General features: G+C 68.2%; 13 protein-coding genes and 1 pseudogene. 4 read left to right on the top strand and 10 right to left on the bottom strand.

Features of this window, described 5'->3' with window-relative positions:
* Positions 1 to 376: 376 nt before the first annotated feature.
* Both RND78_RS17260 and RND78_RS17255 read right to left on the bottom strand, forming a co-directional pair.
* Entirely contained in the window at positions 377 to 1,255 is an 879-nt protein-coding gene (locus RND78_RS17260) for an alpha/beta hydrolase (RefSeq protein WP_312730591.1), read from the bottom strand.
* On the bottom strand, positions 1,252 to 2,142 hold the full coding sequence (locus tag RND78_RS17255; RefSeq protein WP_312730589.1) for an alpha/beta hydrolase: 891 nt from the start codon (positions 2,140 to 2,142) through the stop codon (positions 1,252 to 1,254). The genes RND78_RS17260 and RND78_RS17255 overlap by 4 nt, the downstream gene beginning before the upstream one ends.
* Before the next feature lie 122 nt (positions 2,143 to 2,264).
* On the opposite strand from RND78_RS17255, the gene RND78_RS17250 reads away from it, so the two are divergent.
* Together RND78_RS17250 and RND78_RS17245 are read left to right on the top strand one after the other, a co-directional pair.
* Positions 2,265 to 2,642 (top strand): MerR family transcriptional regulator, encoded by a 378-nt coding sequence (locus RND78_RS17250; RefSeq protein WP_312730586.1) that lies wholly within the window; start codon positions 2,265 to 2,267, stop codon positions 2,640 to 2,642.
* Between the two features lie 94 nt (positions 2,643 to 2,736).
* Positions 2,737 to 3,618 (top strand): hypothetical protein, encoded by an 882-nt coding sequence (locus RND78_RS17245; protein WP_312730583.1) that lies wholly within the window; start codon positions 2,737 to 2,739, stop codon positions 3,616 to 3,618.
* Between the two features lie 186 nt (positions 3,619 to 3,804).
* Here the strand turns inward: RND78_RS17245 and RND78_RS28325 are convergent, their stop codons facing one another.
* The 5 genes and pseudogenes from RND78_RS28325 to RND78_RS17225 form a co-directional block, all read right to left on the bottom strand.
* Positions 3,805 to 4,518: a methyl-accepting chemotaxis protein gene (locus RND78_RS28325; protein WP_409457072.1), complete on the bottom strand. Its 714-nt coding sequence runs from the start codon at positions 4,516 to 4,518 to the stop codon at positions 3,805 to 3,807.
* Positions 4,519 to 4,659: 141 nt separating this feature from the next.
* Positions 4,660 to 5,748: pseudogene (locus RND78_RS28320) on the bottom strand (methyl-accepting chemotaxis protein); the annotation flags it as partial.
* 267 nt (positions 5,749 to 6,015) lie between these two features.
* Positions 6,016 to 6,930, bottom strand: coding sequence for a glutaminase B (gene glsB, locus RND78_RS17235; protein ID WP_409457071.1), 915 nt, complete (start codon positions 6,928 to 6,930; stop codon positions 6,016 to 6,018).
* A 76-nt stretch (positions 6,931 to 7,006) separates the two neighbouring features.
* Positions 7,007 to 8,323, bottom strand: a complete 1,317-nt coding sequence (locus RND78_RS17230) for an ATP-binding protein (RefSeq protein ID WP_312730578.1) — start codon at positions 8,321 to 8,323, stop codon at positions 7,007 to 7,009.
* Positions 8,324 to 9,052, bottom strand: a complete 729-nt coding sequence (locus tag RND78_RS17225; RefSeq protein ID WP_409457069.1) for a response regulator — start codon at positions 9,050 to 9,052, stop codon at positions 8,324 to 8,326.
* Between the two features lie 118 nt (positions 9,053 to 9,170).
* On the opposite strand from RND78_RS17225, the gene RND78_RS17220 reads away from it, so the two are divergent.
* Together RND78_RS17220 and RND78_RS17215 are read left to right on the top strand one after the other, a co-directional pair.
* Positions 9,171 to 10,322: an efflux RND transporter periplasmic adaptor subunit gene (locus tag RND78_RS17220; RefSeq protein WP_312730577.1), complete on the top strand. Its 1,152-nt coding sequence runs from the start codon at positions 9,171 to 9,173 to the stop codon at positions 10,320 to 10,322.
* Complete coding sequence (locus RND78_RS17215; RefSeq protein ID WP_312730574.1) at positions 10,322 to 13,420, top strand: multidrug efflux RND transporter permease subunit; 3,099 nt, start codon at positions 10,322 to 10,324, stop codon at positions 13,418 to 13,420. The genes RND78_RS17220 and RND78_RS17215 overlap by 1 nt, the downstream gene beginning before the upstream one ends.
* 2 nt (positions 13,421 to 13,422) lie before the next feature.
* Here the strand turns inward: RND78_RS17215 and RND78_RS17210 are convergent, their stop codons facing one another.
* The 3 genes from RND78_RS17210 to RND78_RS17200 all read right to left on the bottom strand — a co-directional run bounded on the left by RND78_RS17210 (position 13,423) and on the right by RND78_RS17200 (position 16,994).
* Complete coding sequence (locus tag RND78_RS17210) at positions 13,423 to 14,805, bottom strand: MFS transporter (protein WP_312730572.1); 1,383 nt, start codon at positions 14,803 to 14,805, stop codon at positions 13,423 to 13,425.
* A gap of 75 nt (positions 14,806 to 14,880) precedes the next feature.
* Positions 14,881 to 15,807, bottom strand: a complete 927-nt coding sequence (locus RND78_RS17205; RefSeq protein WP_312730570.1) for a hydroxymethylglutaryl-CoA lyase — start codon at positions 15,805 to 15,807, stop codon at positions 14,881 to 14,883.
* Positions 15,804 to 16,994, bottom strand: a complete 1,191-nt coding sequence (locus RND78_RS17200) for a CaiB/BaiF CoA-transferase family protein (protein ID WP_312730567.1) — start codon at positions 16,992 to 16,994, stop codon at positions 15,804 to 15,806. Before RND78_RS17200 ends, RND78_RS17205 begins: the two co-directional genes overlap by 4 nt.
* Between the last annotated feature and the right edge of the window lie 56 nt (positions 16,995 to 17,050).

The raw sequence follows: 17,050 nt of genomic DNA, 5'->3' as shown, positions 1-17,050 counted from the left end.
ATCGCCGAGAGATAACAATGTTTCTCAACATTGTTCCAGTCCCGCCTGACATTTGCTTGGAGTAAGGGGCAACTGCAGGAAGCCACGTCGGGACCAGTAGGCATGTGCTTATGAAAGCATGGCTGAGAGGCTTACCCATGCCAGGCTGACTTTCACCGGGGACCGCTTTTGGGTCAGTAGCGGTCGTTTGTCGACGTCCGCTTCTGGCCGCTAGCGGCCCTACGGCAACGGCAGCTCTGGGTCGATTGCTGTCATTGGCTCACTCCGGTTCTAGTATTTTCAGAATTTCGCAACAATTTCGGAAACCGACAAAAGGCCTTGCGGCGGCGCCACCTACTGGTGCTCCGTACCGCCGCCCCTGAATAGACCCAGTCGCTCAGCGCTTACCTTGGAGAAAGGGTTGTAGCGCGGCCAGTACTTCCTGTGGTGACTCCTCCGGTTGCAGATGCCCACCGGGCACAGCGCACCCACGCACGTCGAGCGCCCACCGACGCCAGATGGCCAAGGGCGATTCACCCCCTTGCTGCTCAGGCCAGAGCACCAGCAACGGACACCTCAGAAGATGCCCCCGCGCCTGGTCGGCAAGATCGTCGGTGAGGTCCTCTTCGGCTCCGGCCCGGTAGTCTTCGCAGATCGCCCGGCGCACGGCCGGGTCACGAAACGCCTCGCGGTAAGCGGCCAGGGCGCGGGGCTCGACCCGCTCCAGGCCGCCGGCCATACGGGCCAGGGCCTGGTCGAGAAAGGCATCGGGATCGGCCGCCAGCAGGCGTTCCGGTAGATCCTCCGGTTGGGCGAGAAAGGGCCAGTGGAAGTTCGCCAGCCCACGCCTGAAGTCGAAGGCCTGCCAGACCTCCGGTGTGGGCACCACGGTGAGCGAGGCGTAGCGCTCGATCCGCGCGGGATGATCCAGCGCCAGGCGGTAGCCGACGCGGGCGCCGCGATCATGGCCGACCACGGCGAAGCGTGGCAGGCCGAGTCCGTCCATCAACTCAATCAGGGCCTCGGCCACCCGCCGCTTGGTCCAGCGCGAGCGGTCATCCAATTGGCGGCTGGCGCCGTAGCCCGGTAGATCGGGCACCACGACGCGATAGTCCCGGGCCAGCACCGGCGCGATATGGCGCCAGGCCAGATGGGTCTGAGGATAGCCGTGCAGCAGCAGGACCGCCGGGCCCTGGCCGCCGATCATGCCGTGGAAGCAGGCCGACGCCGTGTTCCGGTGCAGCGGGGTGAAGCCGGGGAAATCAGGATCGGTCATGGCGAGGGGTGCTCCAGACGATCGACGAAGGCAGCGAGGTCGCGATTGAAAAGGGGCGCCTCTTCCAGGAAGGGCGCATGCCCGGACGCGGCATAGCGGGTCGCTTCGAGGCGCGGATTGAGCGCCCGGGCCCGGGCGATGGACGCCTCGGGATGGACCAGCGCGTCCTTTTCACCATAGAGCAACCAGAGCGGCACGCGCATCCGGCCCAACCCCTGGACGGCCGCGACGTCCTGACCCTGGACGGCGCGCTGCATGTCCCAGGAGGCCATGGCGGCAGTCGCGTAGAGCCGTTGGAACAACGCCGGCGCTGGCGGTGTGGCGAAACACAGGGCGAGAAAGGTACGGATCGCGTCCAGGTGGGTGCGTAGATCGGGCGAGACCAGGTCCCGATAGACCTCGGGGTGCGGCACGATCTGCGCGGAGGACAACTCGATGACGCCGTCCACATAGACGACGCCGGCCAAGTCGGCATCGCCGTAGGCGGCCAGGTAGTTGGTGATCACCGTGGCGCCCAACGACCAGCCCACCAGCACCGGCCGCTGGGCCCCGGTGGCAGCGATGACCGTCGCCAGGTCGTCGGCCCAGCGGCGACCCTCGCGGTACGGCGCGGCACCGAACGGCTTGCCCGACAGGCCATGGCCACGGAGGTCGTAGGTGATCAGGCGGAAGCGGCTCAGCGCGGGGCTGGCGAGCTGGGCTCCCCAATTCAGCCGGCTGCCCAGCAGGCCATGGATGAAGATGATGGGCACGCCGTGGGGATCACCCTGTTCCTGGACGGCCAGCTCCACGCCGTCGGGAGCGGTGATCCGCCACTCCCGGGCCTGGGCGGCCAGACTGGTCAGGCTCAACAACAGGATCAAGGACAACAGGCGCAAGGGACTCATGGCAGGTCTCCGTAAAAGGGGAACCGCCAGGGTCGAGGCTGACACCAATGTGAGGGTCAAGCCCCCAGGCGCCATGCGATAGTGGCCTGCACTCCCCTTTCCCTTAGTGCCGGAGCGTCGTCATGACTGCACCCTCGCCCCCGCTCAGCATCGGTCAACTGGCCACCGCCACCGGGGTCAGCGTGCGCTCCTTGCGTCACTACGAAGCCCAGGGGCTGCTGGTGGCGGGACGGGGGGCCAACGGCTATCGCCACTTCCCGGCCAGTGCCGTGGCCCAGGTCCGGCAGTTGCAACGGCTGCTCGGCGCCGGTTTCAGCCTGGCGGAGATCCGCGGCTTTCCCGACTGCATGCGCCTGATCGAGGGCGCCCAGGCCTGCCCGGAAACCTCGGCGGCCCAGCGCGAGCGACTGCGGACATTGGAGCGGCAGATCGACGAACTGGAAAGCCGGCGTGCCCGCCTGCTACAGATGTTGCGCGACATCGAAGCGCCCCAGTCCTGAGCGAACCTGGCAGGAACCCCGCCTTAGCCCACCCGGTCCGAACCTTGGGTCGGCCAGGCCAGCACGGTTCGGGCACCCTGCCGAGGAAGACCTCATGCGTTCCCCCCTGATCACCGCGCTCCTCGCCGGCGGGCTGCTGTCCACTGGCGACGCCAGCGCCGCACCGCGCAGCGTACCCTCCATCGAGAGCGAAGACGCCGCCCTGGGTAGCGTGGAGGTCAGCGAGAGTTCCGGGCGCTTCCATCCGCAACTGGGCATGGACGTGCGCAACGGTGACTTTTCCCGCGGCAACTACGATGACGACGCGGCCAGCCTCGACCGTATCCCGCTGCACGTCCAGGCGGGTTTCGCCCTGGATCTGCACCAGGGGAACGACGGCATGGCCGATGCCTGGCTGGTGTTCAGCAGCAGCAACGGCTTCCACAGCCCCTCCAGCGAGGAGCGGGTCAGCCCGCGGCGCTGGTACGAGAGCAACAACCTGCTGGGTCTGGTGGTGTCGCCGGCGGAAGGCCTGCGAATCGGCGTCGTCTATACGGTCAAGACAAGCCCCAACGATGTCGCCGCCACCACCCAGGAGGCCAGCCTGACCCTGGCCTACCAGGCCGATTCGGGCCTGGGCGCCTGGCGGCCGGGGTTGGCGGTGACCACCCGTACCCAGGGCGACAGTGGCCTCTATACCCAAGGCAGCCTGGAACCCGGACTGGACCTCTCGGCCAGCGGCCTGCGCCTCAGTTTCCCCAGTGCCCTGGGGGTGGGCTGGAACGGCTTCTATGGACCGGACTCCGGTGACCGTCTCTATGCCCGCACCGGGCTGGCGCTGGAGCAGCCCTTCCGTTGGGGCGAGACGCGCTGGAGCGCTCGCGCCGAAGCCCTGGCGCTCTATCGCGACGGCGCCCTGCGCGAGTTGAGCGGTCCGGAGGGCGAGACCGACGGCGTGGTGCCCCAGGTGACCCTCAGCCTGTCCATGGCGTACTAGGTTCTGTACGAAAAGTCGCCGAGCGAAGGTCAGCCGAGGCGAAAAAGGCTGAGGAAGCGGAGTTTACGAGCGGTAAATGAGCATTGCGACCGGGCTGGCGATCCAGGCCTTTTTCAACGAAGCATCACCGAGCGCAGGCATTTTTCGTACAGAACCTAGCCGAGTGGCCCGGCGCTCAGGTATGGGTCAGACGCGGAAGTGCTGCACCTGTGCCTGCAAGTCCTGCCCGAGTCGGGCGAGATCGGCAGACGCCTGATTGGTCTGGGCGCTGGCAGTCGCGGCCTGATCGGCGATTTCGCGCACGTTCAACACGCTGCGATTGACCTCGTCGGCGACCGAACTCTGCTCCTCGGCGGCCGTGGCGATCTGTTGCGTCATGGCTTGCACGCCCGAGATGCCCGCACAGATGTGGTCGAGGGCCGTACCGGTGTCGCGGATCAGGGCGACGCTGTTGGAGGTCAGGTTGCGACTGGCCGTCATACGCTCGACCACGGTCAGGGTCCCGCTCTGCAACGTCTCGACCAGTTGCTGGATCTCCTGGGTGGACTGCTGGGTCCGCTGAGCCAGGGCGCGCACCTCGTCGGCGACGACCGCGAAGCCGCGCCCGGCCTCGCCGGCCCGGGCCGCCTCGATGGCGGCGTTGAGGGCCAGCAGGTTGGTCTGCTCGGCCACGGACTTGATGACGTCCAGGACATTGACGATCTTGCCGCTGTCCGTCTCCAGCTGGTTCATCGCCAGCGCGGCCTGTTCCACTTCGGCGGACAGCTGATCGATCTGCCGGACCGTCTGCCTGAGCACCTGGGTGCCCTCGTTGGCGTGCTGCACCGCGGTATCCGCCGCTTCCGCGGTCTGCACCGCATTGCGCGCCACGTCCTGCACCGAGGTGGCCATCTGGTGCATGGCGGTGGCGACCCGCTCGATTTCCTGTTTCTGCTCCTGGGTGCCACGCAGGCTGGTATCGGTGATGGCCGACAATTCCTCGCTGGAGCTGGCCACCTGGGTGGCGCCATCGCCGATGTGCCCGATCAGGTCGCGGAGACTGGCGGTGGTCTGGTTCAGGCTGTGTTGCAGCTGACCGATCTCGTCACGCCGCGGCTCGTAGTGACGTTCGGCGAGATCGCCGCGACCCAACTGGGCGACATCCTGTACCACGCGACGCAGGGCGGGGACGATCTGGCGATTGATCATCCAGGCCGAGGCGATCCCGATGACCAGCGCGGCGAGTAGACAGCTGACCAGCCACCCGTAGGCTTGCCGAATGTCCTGGGCGCGCAGCGCCATCTGCGCGTCGTAGAGTTGGTTGCTCAGCTTGAGCAGGCCTTGGTCACTGCGGGTCAGGGCCTCGGTGGCCTGGGCGATCTTGAGCAGGGCCGCCTGGTTGACGTCCAGGGCCGCCCGGTAGCCCTTCAGATAGGTCTCCAGCTGGCTGATGGCGGTAGGGTCCAGGGTACCGAAGGCGGCGCTCAGGCTGCCGAGTCCGCCGATGGCCAAGTCGACCTGCTCGACGGCCTTGTGGAAGAACTTGGGCTCGGCGCTGTAGGTGTAGCCACGGGTTTCGAAGCGCGCCTTTTGGAACTGCTCCTTGACCTGGGCCAGGATCTGGCTGCGGCGGAACCGGGTCTCTAGGTCGGCCGTGTTGTCCGCCTGGAGTTCCTTCTGCAGGCCTTCCAGCACCAGCGTCGCGGCATCGGCATTCTTGCCCAGCAGGGCGCGGGCCCCGTCACCGCTCTGGCGGCTGCCACTGGCGCGATAGCTGTCTTCGGTGAGCTTGAAGATGTCCTTGTATTCCGCCAGCGCCTTGGCGAAGCGCTCGAGAATCTCGCGATTCACCGGCTTGGTCATCACCGCATCCAGGTCGGCGTAGCCGGCGTCGATCCGCTTGAGCGTGTCCCGCACCGCCTGGGCCTTTTCCGGTTCGCCAACGCTGCGCAGGTACTCGACGTGATCAAGACCCAGCGCCGACACTTCCTGCAGCACGACATTGACCTTGCCCATGACGTCCATGCGCCAGGACAGCTTGCCGATGGTATTCCCGCCGACCAGGCCCAAGGCCAGGCAAAGCAACAGGACTGCGCTGAAACCTAGCGCCAGCTTCTTGCCGACGGAAATATTGCCAAACCAACTACTCATGGGGCGTCCTCTGCTTCGAGCGCTCGGGGATTCAGGAAGGTGCGCAGGTTCCCGAGCGATATCGGCGGCGGTCAGACAATCTTGAGGCCAGAACGCCAGGACCGATCCTCCCGAAGCGCTGCGCCAGAAGGCTTCGCCGCGCCCCAGGCCGGTTGCCGCGACAGCTGACAGCGGGTGCGCGGACAGGATGTGGCCAAGCCGCCCCGTGACCCGGCGCCAGGGTCAAAACGACGCGGCCGAGCGCGGCTAGCCAAGGCCCGGACGGCACTAGCCCAGCGGCGCCACGCCCAAGCCTTCCACCAGGGTCTCCAGCGCGCGCAGACCGGCCACCGAGTTGCCGTAGCTGTCCAGCCGGGGCGACCAGACGCAGATGCTCAGTTGCCCCGGCACGATGGCGACGATGCCGCCGCCGACCCCGCTCTTGCCCGGCAGGCCGACGCGCCAGGCGAAGTCGCCCGCGGCATCGTAGAGGCCGCAGGTCAGCAGCAGGGCATTGAGTTGGCGAGTCTGCTGGGCCGTGACCACGGCCTGGCCATCCTGGGGATTGACGCCGCCGTTGGCCAGGAAGGCGAAGGCCCGCGCCACGTCGATGCAATTCATGGCCAGGGCGCAGCCATGGAAATAGACGTCGAGGACGTCGTTCACTTCACTGTTGAGATTGCCATAGGCCTTCATCAGGTAGGCCAGGGCGGCGTTGCGCGCCTTGTGCTCCATCTCCGAACGGGCCACCCGGTCGTCGAAATTGATCGCCGGATTGCCGGCCAGGCGCCGCGCCTGTTCGCGCATCATCCAGTGGATCGACATGATGCGTGACACCAGCAACTCGCAGACCAGGACGGCACCGGCGTTGATGAAGGGATTGCGCGGGATGCCCTTCTCTTCTTCCAACTGCACCATGGAATTGAACGCCTGGCCGGAGGGCTCGCGACCGACGCGGGTCCAGATGTCCGCCTCGTCCAGCCGCTGCATGGCGATCACCAGGTTGAGCACCTTGGAAATCGACTGGATGGAGAACGGGGTCTCGGCCTCACCCGCCTGCCAGACCTGGCCCTTGACGTCGCAGACGGCGATGCCGAATTGGTCCGGCGCTACCTCGGCCAGGGCCGGGATGTAGTCGGCCACCTTGCCTTCGCCGAAGTGGCGCGGCGCGGCGGCGGCGATACGGTCGAGCAGGGGTTGCAGCTGGTGGCGGTCGAAGGGCTCTGCCATGACGATTCCGAAACGGGCGGGGGCGCCAAGTGTAGGGGCCGCTCCGGTCTCAGGCGAGCCCTGCGCGCGGCGGCAGCGGCAGGCGTATCTCGAACAGCGCACCGCCGCGCATCCCGCTGGTCAGGCCCAGGCGTCCCCCCTGGTTTTCAATCGCGCGGCGGCTGATGGCCAGGCCCAGGCCGAAGCCGCCGGTGGCCCGGTCACGACTGCGGTCCAGGCGATAGAAGGGCTCGAATACCCGCTCGCGCTCCGCCTCGGGAATGCCTTCGCCATCGTCTTCGACCGCGATCAGCAGCTCCTCACCCTCGCGACGGACGGTCACCCAGACCTGCTGTTGGCAGTAACGCATGGCGTTGCCGACCAGATTCTGCAGGGCGCGGGCGGTGAGCCGCGGCGCCAGCTCGGCCCGCGCCGGGGCGGCGGCGAGCTCCAGATGCACCTCGACGCCGCGGCGTTCCTGCTCCTCGGCGAAGTCGGCCAGCACGCTGTCGAGAAAGGCTTCGAGTTCCAGGCTCAGGCGCTCGGGCGGTTGCTGGCTGCTCTGCAGCCGGGCAAAGGACAGCAGCTCATTGACCAGGGCATCCAGTTCGCGGACATGGCGTACCAGTTGCTCCAGTTGGCGGTGGGTCGCGGCCGGCAACGGATCGGCCTGCAGCAGCGCCAGGCCGAATTCGAGGCGCGACAGTGGGGTACGCAGCTCGTGGGAGACGGCGTTGAGCAGGTCGCGCTGCTGGACGATCAGCGCCTCCAGCTCCTGGGCCATGTCATCGAAGGCTCGTGCCACCTCGCCGATGTCCGAGCGCGGGGAGATGGCCGTGCGTTCGCCGAGATGGCCCTTGCCCAGCCGCGCCGCGGTACGCCGCAGCCGTTCCAGGTCACGCCAGTGCGGGCGCAGCCAGACGTACAGACAGATCAACAGGGCCGCACCGATCAGGGCGTTCATCGCCCAGTAGGTCAGGGCGATGTCCATGGGCGCATCGGGGATGCTCACCCACAGCACCTGCCCACCGCGCAGGGGGGCGATGGCCACGCCGATGGCGCCATAGTCGTCCAGCCGGACCCGCGGCGCGCCGGTCGCCAGCGCCTGGCGCTCGACGAGGGTCAGGCGCGCGTCGTCCGGCGACAACAGCTCCAGGCTGACCGGGGCGAGATCGGCGTTCAATCCCTCCAGCAAGGCTGGCCAACGCTCCGGCGGAGTCTCGGCGAAGGTCCGCTGCGCCAGTTTCAGCGGCCCGTTCATCAGTTCCAGGCTGAAGCGGTTGTAGCGCTCGTCGAACACCCGGAGCAGCGCCTCGGGCACCAGGTAGCTGGCGGCGCCGTAGGTCACCAGCAGGATGAGGTAGAGGCGGACGAGGATCTTGAGCATCTATTCCCACTCGGCGCGGGAGAGAAGATACCCCTTGCCCCAGACGGTCTTGATCCGCCGGGCCTCGCCGGGATGCTCCTCGAAGCGGCGACGCAACTTGGAGATGGCCACGTCCACCGAACGGTCGACGCCGTTGAATTCGATGCCGCGCAGTTGCTGGATCAGCTGGTCGCGGCTGAGCACCTCGCCGGCATGGCGCATGAGGATGGCCAGCAGGTTGAATTCGGTGGACGACAACTCCACTAACTGGTCCCGCCACCAGACCTGGCGCTCGCCCGGCAGCAGCTGCAATTGGCCGATGGTCAAGCGGTCGTCCGCGAGCGCCTCGCCCAGCTGGCAGCGGCGCAGCAGGGTGCGGATGCGTGCCAGCAGCACCCGCGGTTCGCAGGGCTTGCTGACGTAGTCGTCGGCACCGATCTCCAGGCCCAGCACCTGGTCGTGGCTATCGTCCAGGGCGGTGAGCATCAGGATCGGCAGGCCCGGCAGGGCAGCGCGCAGCTGGCGGCAGACCTGCAGGCCGTCCAGTCCGGGCAGCATGACGTCGAGCACCACCAGGTGCGGACGCAGCCGCATGACCGCGGCCAGGGCCTCGTCGCCACGGCCGATCACGGTCACGGCGTAGCCCTGACGGCCCAGGTAGGTGGCGATGAGCTCAGCCAGGGCGGTGTCGTCTTCGACGATGAGCAAGGGGATCACGGCAGGTCTTCGCAGCAGGAGAGCGCCGAGCATAGCCGAGCGCCGGCCCTGCTGGCGCCAGCCTTAACACTCTTTCACAAGAGACCTACAGACGTTTACAGGGCCGCTTGCGCGGGACACCTACCATGGCGCTCTCCTGGAGGAAGTCCCGATGTTCCCGACCCGCCCTGCCCTCGGCAGCCTCATGCTGCTCTGCCTGCTGCTCGCCGCCTGCGACCGTCCGGCCACGGAAGCCGCCGCCCCCTCCGCGCCCAGGGTGCAGGTGGAGACCATGAGGGCCACGCCCCTGGCCATCACCAGCGAACTCAGTGGCCGCCTGGTGGCGCCGCGCACCGCGGAGGTGCGGGCGCGGGTTGCCGGCATCGTGCTGCAGCGGGTGTTTCGCGAGGGCAGCGAGGTCAAGGCCGGCGACGTGCTGTTCCGCATCGATCCGGCGCCGCTGCAGGCCGAGGTGGACAGCGCCAATGCCGCCCTGCGCAAGGCCGAGGCCAGCGCCTTCCAGGCCCGCCGCCTGGCCGAGCGCTATGCGGCGCTGGTGGAGAGTGAGGCCATCAGTCGCCAGGCGCAGGACGACGCCCGCGGCGCCAGTCTGCAGGCGCAGGCCGAGGTGGCCGCGGCCCAGGCGGCGCTCAAGCGGGCGCGGCTGAACCTGGGCTATGCCACGGTCACCGCGCCCATCGCCGGGCGCATTGGCAAGGCCCTGATCACCGAAGGCGCCCTGGTCGGCCAGGGCGACGCCACGCCCCTGGCGATCATCCAGCAACTGGACCCCATCCACGCCGACGTCACCCAATCGACCCGCCAGCTCAAGGTGCTGCGCGATGCCTTGAGGGACGGCCGCCTGCAGCAGGTGGCCCCGGACCAGGCGCGGGTGACCCTGCTGCAGGAAGACGGCAGCCCCTACCCGGAGAGTGGCCGCCTGCTGTTCGCCGATCTGGCGGTGGACGCCAATACCGGACAGATCACCCTGCGCAGCCAGTTTCCCAATCCACGCCGCGACCTCTTGCCGGGCAGCTTCGTACGAGTGCGCCTGGAGCAGGCGCGGCTCGAGCAGGGCCTGAGCGTCGCGCAGCGGGCGGTGCAGCGCAGCGCCGACGGCGGCGCCCAGGTCTGGGTGGTGGACGCCGAAAACCGGGTAGCCCTGCGCGAGGTGCGCCTGGGCCCGGTGGTCGAGGGTCGCTGGGTGGTGGAGTCCGGTCTGGCCGCGGGTGAGCGAGTGCTGCTCTCGGGTCTGCAACAGGCCCAGCCAGGCCTGGTGGTGGAGCCGCACGAGGAGCAAGTCGTCGCGGTGGAGCAGCACTGATGGCCAACTTCTTCATTGATCGCCCGGTGTTCGCCTGGGTGGTGGCGCTGTTCATCCTGCTCGCCGGCCTGCTGGCCATCCCCCAGTTGCCGGTCGCCCAGTATCCCAACGTGGCACCGCCGCAGATCGAGTTGACCCTGAGCTATCCGGGCGCCTCGCCGCAGACCCTGGACGAAAGCGTGGTCAGCCTGGTCGAACAGGAGCTCAACGGCGTCAAGCACCTGCTCTATTTCTCGTCCAGCAGCAGCCAGGGCAGCGCCACCCTGACCGTGACCTTCCAGCCCGGCACCGATCCGGAGCTGGCCAAGGTGGACATCCAGAATCGCCTCAAGGTGGTGGAGCCGCGCCTGCCGCGGGCGGTCACCCAGCAGGGCATCCAGATCGAGGAGACCTCCGCCGGCTACCTGCTGTTCGTCACCCTCACCGCCACCGACGAGCGCCTCGACACCACTGCCCTGAGCGACTACCTGGCGCGCAACGTGGTCAACGAACTGCGCCGCCTGGACGGCGTGGGCAAGGCCCAGCTGTTCGGCGCTGAGCACGCCCTGCGCGTCTGGCTCGATCCCAGTCGGCTGGTGGCGGTCGGCCTGACCCCGGCCGACGTGACCCGCGCCATCGCCGAGCAGAACGTCCAGGTGGCGGCCGGCAGTCTTGGCGAATTGCCCGCGCCTGACGGCCAGGAGCTGACCGCGCCGGTGCTGATCAAGGGCCAGCTCAGCGATCCGGCGGAATTCGCCGGCATCCTCCTGCGCGCCGGGGCAGATGGCTCCAGCGTGACCCTGGGCGACGTGGCCCGGGTCGAGGTGGGCAGCCAGAGCTACAACTTCGGCACCCGCCTGGACGGCAAGCCTTCGGTAGCGGTCGGGGTACAGCTGGCGCCCGCCGCCAACGCCCTGGCCACCGGCCAGGCGGTGCGCGCCAGGCTGGCCGAGCTGTCCCGGTACTTTCCGCCGGGGATGAAAGTCGACATTCCCTACGACACGGCGCCCTTCGTCGAGATCTCCATCACCCAGGTCATCCATACCCTGCTGGAGGCCATGGTGCTGGTGTTCGCGGTGATGTACCTGTTCCTGCAGAACCTGCGCTACACCCTGATCCCGACCCTGGTGGTGCCGGTGGCGCTCTTGGGCACCTGCACCGTGCTGCTGGCGCTGGGCTATTCGATCAACGTGCTGACGCTGTTCGGCATGGTGCTGGCCATCGGTATCCTGGTGGACGACGCCATCGTGGTGGTGGAGAACGTCGAGCGACTCATGGCCAGCGAGGGCCTCGATCCACGCGCCGCCACCCGCAAGGCCATGGGCGAGATCTCCGGCGCCATCGTCGGCATCACTCTGGTGCTCACCGCGGTCTTCGTGCCCATGGCCTTCATGAGCGGTTCGGTGGGCGTCATCTACCGCCAGTTCTCGGCATCCATGGCGGTGGCCATCCTCCTCTCCGCCTTTCTCGCCCTGAGCCTGACCCCGGCGCTGTGCGCCACCCTGCTCAAGCCGATTCCCGCCGGCGCCCATGCTCGCGGCGGCTTCTTTGGCGGCTTCAACCGAGGCTTCGAGCGACTGACCGATGGCTTCGAAGGCTGGGTGGCCCGCGCCATCCGCCGCTTGCTGCCGAATCTCGTGCTGTTCGCCGTGCTGCTGGTGGCCCTGGTGGCACTTTATGGCAGCCTGCCCGGTGCCTTTCTGCCCACCGAGGACCAGGGCTATCTGATCACCGACATCCAGCTACCGCCAGGGGCCACCCAGGAACGTACCCTCAAGGTGATCGAGCGCCTGGAACACCATTACGCCGCCGAACCCAGGGTGGCCAACGACCTCGTGCTGCTCGGCTTCAGCTTTTCCGGCAGCGGCCAGAACGCCGCCCTGGCCTTCACCACCCTCCAGGACTGGTCCGCCCGTGGTCCGGCCGACTCCGCCGCGGCCATCGCCGAACGTGCCAACGCCGCCCTGGCCGGCGAGAGCGAGGCCCAGGGCTTCGCCGTGCTACCACCGCCGGTGGAAGGCCTGGGCACCTCCAGCGGTTTCGAGGTGCGCCTGCAGGACAGGTCCAACCGCGGCCAGGCGGCGCTCAAGGCGGCGCGAGACGAGTTGCAGGCCAGGCTGGCGGGCAATCCGATCATCGCCTACCTGCGGGAAACGGCCCTGGCCGACAGCGCCCAGGTGCAACTGGTAGTGGATCGCCGCCAGGCCGCCGCCCTGGGCGTCGGCTTCGCATCCCTCGGCGAGACCCTGGGCACCGCCCTGGGCTCCAGCTACGTCAACGACTTCCCCAATCGCGGCCGGATGCAGCAGGTGATCGTCCAGGCCGACCTGGGCACCCGCAGCCAGGTGGACGACCTGCTGCGCCTGGAAGTGCGCAACGACCGCGGGCGCCTGGTGCCGCTGTCCGCCTTCGTCAGCGCCGACTGGACCCTGGGCCCGGCACAGCTGTCGCGCTACAACGGCTACCCGGCCATCAGCCTGTCCGGCGAGCCGCTGCCCGGTCACACCACCGGCGAGGCCATGGCCGAGCTGGAACGCCTGGCCGCCGACTTGCCGCGCGGCTTCGCCCTGGAGTGGACGGCGCTGTCGCTGCAGGAACGCCTCTCCGCCGGCCAGGCACCGCTGCTGCTGGGGCTGTCGCTGCTGGTGGTGTTCCTCTGCCTCGCCGCCCTCTACGAGAGCTGGTCGATTCCTACCGCGGTGCTGCTGGTGGTGCCCCTGGGCGTGCTCGGCGCGGTGCTGGCGGTGACCCTGAGAGGCCTGCCCAACGACGTCTTCTTCAAGGTCGGCCTGATCACGGTGATAGGGCTCACGGCGAAGAACGCCATCCTGCTCATCGAATTCGCCAAGCACCTGCACGACGGCGGCATGGATCTCCACCAAGCCACCTGTCGCGCCGCGCGGCTACGGCTGCGGCCCATCGTCATGACCTCGCTGGCCTTCATCCTCGGCGTGGTGCCCCTGGCCCTGGCCACCGGCGCCAGCTCCGCCAGCCAGCAGGCGGTGGGCACCGGGGTGATCGGCGGCATGCTCAGCGCCACCCTGGCGCTGGTCTTCGTGCCGGTGTTCTTCGTGCTGGTGCTGAGGGTGGTCCGGCGCTGGCGCGCCTCGGAGCGTTAGCCTCAGGCGTTGCGGGGGCGCTTGTCGCCCAGCAGCGCGGCGTCCTCGGCTGGGGCAGGCTCTGGCGTCCGGGCGCCGACCTTGTCCGAGGTCCGCAGGCCCTGCGGCAGCGCCCAGAACAGCAGGCCGGCAGCGAGCAGGCTGGTGCAGCCGATGAGATAGAGCGCCGGGGTGGTGCTGCCGGTCAGATCCTTGATGTAGCCCACCATCACCGGACTGACGATGCCGCCGAATTGCCCCAGGGTGTTGATCAGGGCGATGCCGCCCGCGGCCCCGGCTCCCGCGCCCGCCAGCAGTTTCGGCGGCAGTGCCCAGAAAGCCGGGATGGCGGCGATGATGCCCGCGCCCAGCAGGGCCAGGGAGAGGATCAGGAAGGTGGTGTGGTCGGCGAAGAGCCCCGCACTGAAGAAGCCCAGGGCACCGGCGATCACCAGGCCGCAGACGAACTTGCGCCGCTCGCCGCTGGCGTCCGACAGCCTTCCCACCACCACCATGCTGATGGCGCCGAAGACGTAGGGCACGGCGGTCAGCAAACCGATGATCGCGGGGCTCTCGGTGCCGGCGCTGCGGATCAGCTGCGGCGCCCAGAAGTTGAGGCCATAGGAGGCCACCTGGATCAGGAAGTAGATCAGCCCGAGCAGCAGGAAGCCCGGCAGCCGGATCGCCGCCAGCAGCGAGCCGTGGCTGTTGCTTTCATGGCGGGCGATGCGGCTGGCCAGGAAGGTCTGCTCCTCGGCGTTGAGCCAGGGCGCATCACTGATGCGGTCGTGCAACAGGCGCAACACCAGCACGCCCAGCAACACGCAGGGAAGGCCACCGAGCAGGAACAGCCAGTGCCAGCCGCGCATGCCGAACAGGCCGTCCAGCTGGCCGAGGATCACCCCCGAGACCGGGGCGCCGATCAAGCCGGCGAAGGCCGAGGCGAGAAACAGCGTCGAGGTGATGCGGCCGCGGTAGCTCTGCGGAAACCACAGCGTCAGGTAGTAGAGGATGCCCGGCGCGAAGCCGGCTTCCATGGCGCCGATGAGGAAGCGCAGCACATAGAACTGCCATTCCGCGGTGACGAACATCATCAGCGCCGTGGCGATGCCCCAGGAGATCATGATGCGGGCGATCCAGCGCCGTGCGCCGACCTTGTACAGCATCATGTTGCTGGGTACCTCGAAGAGCACGTAGCCGACCACGAAGAGTCCCGCGCCCAGGCCGTAGGCGGTGTTGCTCAGCGACAGGTCGGCCTGTAGCTGGAATTTGGCGAAGCTGATGTTGATGCGATCGAAGAAGGCGAACAGGTAGCAGACCATGATCAGCGGCATGAGCCGCCAGGCGACCTTGCGGACGATGGCCTGTTCGGTGGCCGCGACGGCGGCGGTAGCGGATGAAGGCATGGCGGTCTCCCGGGAGCGGCCAGGCTGGCGCTCCTTTGTTGTTGTAGTCAGGGCGAACGAGAGGCGTGGGTGGCGTCAGCCAGTGGCCGCGGGCGGCGGATGCAGATCGCAGTTGCGGCCGGCCTTGGCCACCTGGCCGGGGGTGTCATGCCCCAGCAGCGCCGGCAGGGTGCGTGACAATTCGATCAGCCGTTGCAGATCGATGCCGGTATCCACGCCGATTTCGGCGCAGAGATTCACCAGGTCCTCGGTGCAGATGTTGCCGGAGGCGCCCGGGGCGAAGGGGCAGCCACCGAGGCCACCGAGGGCGGCATCGAAGCGACGGGCGCCGGCTTCGTAGGCGGCCAGCACGTTGCTCAGGCCCAGGCCGCGGGTATTGTGGAAATGCAGGGTCAGGGCGGACGCCGGGATCAGTTCCAGCACCTGGCGAACGATCCGCGCGACCTGCCGCGGATTGGCCATGCCGGTGGTGTCGGCGAGGGTGATGCCGGTCATGCCCAGCGCCAGGTAGCGCTGCACCAGTTCGAACACCCAGCCTTCGTCGATGCGCCCTTCGAAGGGGCAGCCGAAGGTGGTGGCCACGGTACCGTTGAGCGAGACTCGCTCGCCTGCGGCCAGCCGTACCACCTCGGCGAAGCTGGCCAGGGACTGCTCGCAACTCATGCGCATGTTGGCGCGATTGTGGGTCTGGCTGGCGGAGAGCACCAGGTTCAGCTCGTCGGCGCCTGCTGCCAGGGCGCGCTGGGCGCCCTTGAGATTGGGCACCAGGGCGACATAGGTCACCCCGGGCCGGCGGGCGATGCCCTGGAACACCGCCTCGCCGTCGCGCAGCATGGGCACGGCCTTGGGCGAGACGAAGGAGCCCGCTTCGATCCGTGAGAAGCCCAGCTCAGACAGCCGGTCGATCAGGGCGATCTTGTCGACGGTTTCCACCCAGCTCGGTTCGATCTGCAACCCATCACGGGGCGCGACCTCCTGGACGATCAGGCGCTCGGTGCTCATCGCACCACCCCGGCGTCCTTGAGGCGCTGGATGTCGGTGTCGCTCAGGCCCAACTCGGTCAGCAGCGCATCGGTGTGCTGGCCGAGGGCGGGGCCCTGCCAGTTCACTTGCCCTGGCGTCGCCGACAGCTTGGGCACGATGCCCGGCATCTTCAGGGTGGCACCGTCGGGCAGGGTGGTGTCCAGCAGCATCTCCCGCGCCTGGTAATGGGGGTCGGCGACGATGTCGGCGGCGGAATAGATGCGGCCGGCCGGAACCTCGGCACGCTCGAGGATCTCCAGCACCTCGTCGATCCCGCGGCTGCCGGTCCAGGCGGCGATGGCCGCGTCGATCAGCTCGCAGTGGCGGGCGCGCCCGTCGTTCTGCGCCAGGTCCGGGCGCTCGGCCAGATCCGGCCGGCCGATGGCCTGCATCAGGCGGACATAGATCGGATCGCTGTTGCCGGCGATCACCACGAAACCGCCGTCGCCGGTGGGATAGGTATTGGACGGCGCGATGCCCGGCAACGCCCCGCCGGTGCGCTCGCGCACATGGCCGAGCATGGAGTACTCGGGCACCAGGCTTTCCATGACGTTGAACACGCTCTCGACCAGGGAGACATCGACCACCTGGCCGTCGCCCTGGCCGGTCTTGACCCGCAGCACCGACATCAGGGCGCCGATCACCGCGTGCATGGAGGCCAGGGAATCGCCCAGGCTGACCCCGACCCGCGCCGGCGGCGTGCCCGGGGTGCCGGTGGTGTAGCGGATGCCGCCCATGGCCTCGCCGATGGCGCCGAAGCCGGGCCGGTCGCGATAGGGGCCGGTCTGGCCGTAGCCGGAAATGCGCACCAGGGTGAGCCTGGGGTTGAGGGCGTGCAGCACGTCCCAGCCGAGGCCCAGCTTTTCCAGGGCGCCCGGGCGCAGGTTCTCGATGAGCACATCGGCGCCCTCGACCAGTTGCTTCACCAGGGCCACGCCTTCGGCGGATCTCAGATTCAGGGCGAGGGACTTCTTGTTGCGCGACTGCAGGTACCACCAGAGCGAGGTGCCCTCGTGCAGCTTGCGCCACTTGCGCAGGGGATCGCCCTTGTCCAGGGCTTCGATCTTGATCACCTCGGCGCCGAATTCGGCCAGCAGGCGCGCAGCGAAGGGGGCGGCGATGAGCGTGCCGATCTCGATGACACGCAGTCCGGTGAGCGCCGTCATGGCGGGTTAGCCTCGTTGTTATTGGAATGGGACCGATGCTAGGGGAATCGCGGGAA

This window comes from Pseudomonas oryzihabitans, assembly GCF_032027545.1.
Taxonomy (GTDB): Bacteria; Pseudomonadota; Gammaproteobacteria; order Pseudomonadales; family Pseudomonadaceae; genus Chryseomonas; species Chryseomonas oryzihabitans_F.
The sequence above is the reverse complement of the archived record's forward strand: the minus strand, read 5'-3'. Positions and strand labels throughout refer to the sequence as shown.